General features: G+C 72.4%; 3 protein-coding genes. 2 read left to right on the top strand and 1 reads right to left on the bottom strand.

What is annotated here, in order from left to right; all coding sequences use genetic code 11:
• The coding region (locus ACFQ36_RS21935; protein ID WP_377017549.1) for an SDR family NAD(P)-dependent oxidoreductase at nucleotides 1–646 on the top strand (646 nt) is incomplete at its 5' end.
• 10 nt (nucleotides 647–656) lie between these two features.
• On the opposite strand, the gene ACFQ36_RS21930 is transcribed toward ACFQ36_RS21935, so the two are convergent.
• Complete coding sequence (locus ACFQ36_RS21930) at nucleotides 657–1469, bottom strand: DUF1684 domain-containing protein (RefSeq protein ID WP_377017546.1); 813 nt, start codon at nucleotides 1467–1469, stop codon at nucleotides 657–659.
• Nucleotides 1470–1704: 235 nt separating this feature from the next.
• Between ACFQ36_RS21930 and ACFQ36_RS21925 the strand changes: the two genes are divergently transcribed.
• A partial coding sequence (locus ACFQ36_RS21925; protein WP_377017544.1) for a phosphoenolpyruvate carboxylase occupies nucleotides 1705–2911 on the top strand: 1207 nt, incomplete at its 3' end.

Raw genomic sequence — 2911 nt, 5'->3', positions numbered from 1 at the left:
CGCGGCGGCGGGACTGGGGGAGCGGGCCCGGTTTGTGCCCGCCGATGTCACCGACGGCGGCCAGGTGCAGGCGGCGGTGGAGACCGCCGCCGGACTGGGCCCGGTGCGGATCGTGGTCAACTGCGCCGGCGTCGGCACCCCGGGCAGGGTCCTGGGCCGCGACGGGGTGCTGCCGCTGGAGGCGTTCGAGAAGGTGGTGCGGATCAACCTCGTCGGCACCTTCAACGTGATCCGGCTGGCCGCCGCGGCCATGGCGGCCACCGAACCCGTGGAAACCGAACTCGGCGGCCCGGAACGCGGCGTCATCATCAACACCGCCTCGGTGGCAGCCTTCGACGGGCAGATCGGCCAGCCGGCCTACGCCGCCTCCAAGGGCGGCGTGGCGGCAATGACCCTGCCGCTGGCCCGCGAGCTGGCCCGGTCCCTGATCCGGGTGGTGACGATCGCCCCGGGCATCTTCGAGACCCCGATGCTGGCCGGGCTGCCGGCCGAGGCCCAGGAATCCCTGGGCCGCCAGGTGCCGCATCCGGCCCGGCTGGGCCGGCCGGCCGAATATGCCAACCTCGCCGCGCACATCGTGGAAAACGCCATGCTCAACGGCGAAACCATCCGGCTGGACGGGGCCATCCGGATGGCCCCGAAGTAAGGCCCCTGCCTCACTCGGGCGTTTTTTCCCCGGCCTCGACCGCCAGCTGCAGCCGGTTGGCCCGGAACGGCGCCGGGCAGGAGGTGTATGCGGAGAACGCGAACGGGTAGTCCAGCGTGCGGTTGAAGTCCAGCACAACGATGCCGTCCGGGGCCGGGGCGGCGACGTCGAGATAGCGCCAGGCCGGGGTGCTCCGGCCGTTGGTCTGGTCGTGGAAGCCGATCCGCAGCCCGCCGGCGAGGGCCTCGGCCGCCAGCCGGTGCGTGGCGCCGCGGTGCCGGAAGCTGATTTCGCCCACCGCGTGCAAGGTCAGCTCCACCTTCGGGTGGGCGGTGGCCACCCGCTCCGGCGCCGGCTCCGCGAAGGCGGTGAAACGGCCCCGGAGCACCCAGTCCGGGGCGTAGTCGAAGGTGGGGACGCCGCTGAAATTCTGCTGCAGCACCGAGCCTTCCTCGCGGGTGCGGATCAGGTAGCGCCGGTCCCGCCGCAGCAGTTCGACGACGACGTCGTGCTGGCCCCCGGTCCACATCACCCACAGGGCGTGGCCGCGCTCGTCCACGGCCTTGGTGAGTTCCCCGACGGCGTCCCTGCCGCCGTCGCAGAGCACGAATTCGTCCTCATGGCGGGCCGCCAGCGTGGCCCCGTGCTCGTCCGCGCACCACAGCCCGGGCACCTCGTCCACTTCGGCCGGCTCCGGTCCCAGGCGCTGGAGGGAGGTCAGGCTCAGCCAGCCGAAGTCCGCGGCCAGCGCGTCCTCGCGTGCCCGGCGCCATGCGTGCCAGTCTGCTTCGGCCGTGGTCACTTCATTCTCCAGACTGGTCATGGCTCTCCCTTCCGGTGCTGAGGCTGCCGTCGCTGACGCGCCGGACCCGGCAGCCTGCCTCACAGTCTGCTCCTGCGGCCCGGACAGGACAAGCCCCGCCGCAGGGGTTAGCCTAGCGTCTAGGCGGCCTCCCGTTCCTCGCCTTGCCCGGAGCGGGGCCCTCGGCCGTAGACTTGAATGCTTGTTGGCCCGCGGCGACGGAAAGTCCCGCGGAAGACCCCACGGAAGGCCTGCGATGACTTCGGACCAGGACCTTGATGCGCGCCTGCGGGCGGACGTTCGGCGCGTGAGCACGCTGCTGGGCGAGTCCCTGGTACGCCAGCAGGGACCCGAACTGCTGGCGCTGGTGGAGCAGGTGCGCCTGCTGACCAAGGAATCCAAGGAGGCGGCCCGCGGCGGCGGGGAGGCGACCGGCCCCTGGACCGCGCGCGACGTCGCCGACCAGGTCCGCGAGCTGCTCGCCGGCCTGCCCACCGGGCAGGCCACGGACCTGGTCCGGGCATTCGCCTTCTACTTCCACCTCGCCAATGCCGCCGAGCAGGTGCACCGGGTGCGCGGGCTGCGGACCCGCCCGGAGGAGGACGGCTGGCTGGCCCGGGCGGTCAGGAACATCGCCGCCCAGGCCGGCCCGCAGGTGCTGCAGGAAGTGGCGGACCGGCTCGATGTCCGCCCGGTCTTCACCGCCCATCCCACCGAGGCCTCCCGCCGTTCGGTGCTGGACAAGCTGCGTGCCCTCTCCGATGTCCTGGCGGCGGAAACGGCCGAGGGCAGTGCGGCCCGCCGCCGGCAGGACCGGCGGCTGGCGGAGATCATCGACCAGATGTGGCAGACGGACGAACTGCGCCAGGTCCGCCCCACGCCCATCGACGAGGCGCGCAACGCCATCTACTACCTGGACAACATCCTCACGGACACCCTGCCCGGGCTGCTGGCGGAACTGGCCGACCTGCTGGCCGAGCACGGGATCCGCCTGCCCGCGACGGCGGCGCCGCTGCGCTTTGGCAGCTGGATCGGCGGGGACCGGGACGGCAACCCCCACGTCACCGCGCAGACCACCGGCGAAGTCCTCAAGCTGCAGAACCAGAACTCCTTGCGCATCTGCATCGAGCTGGTGGACGGGCTGATCTCGCTGCTGTCCAATTCGACGGCGCTGGCCGGCGCCAGCGATGAGCTGCTGGCGTCCATCGGGGCGGACGTGCAGAAACTGCCCGGGCTGGACCCGCGCGTGTTCGAGCTGAACGCCCGGGAGCCCTACCGGCTGAAGCTGACCTGCATCAAGGCCAAGCTGATGAACACCTCGCGGCGGGTCCAGCACGGAACCCGGCACGAACCCGGCCGGGACTACGCCTCCACCGGCGAGCTGCTGGCGGAGCTGGCGCTGCTGGAGCGGTCGCTGCGCACCCACTCGGCCGGGCTCGCCGCCGAGGGCGCGCTGGCCGGGG

Source organism: Arthrobacter sp. GCM10027362 (assembly GCF_042679445.1).
Lineage (GTDB): Bacteria > Actinomycetota > Actinomycetes > Actinomycetales > Micrococcaceae > Crystallibacter.
Note: the sequence above shows the minus strand (reverse complement) of the source record. Positions and strands in the feature narration are given on the sequence as shown.

Coding starts and splice junctions, on each gene's coding strand:
- ACFQ36_RS21930 (WP_377017546.1), bottom strand. CDS start 1,469: ATGACCAGTCTGGAGAATGAAGTGACCACGGCCGAAGCAGACTGGCAC.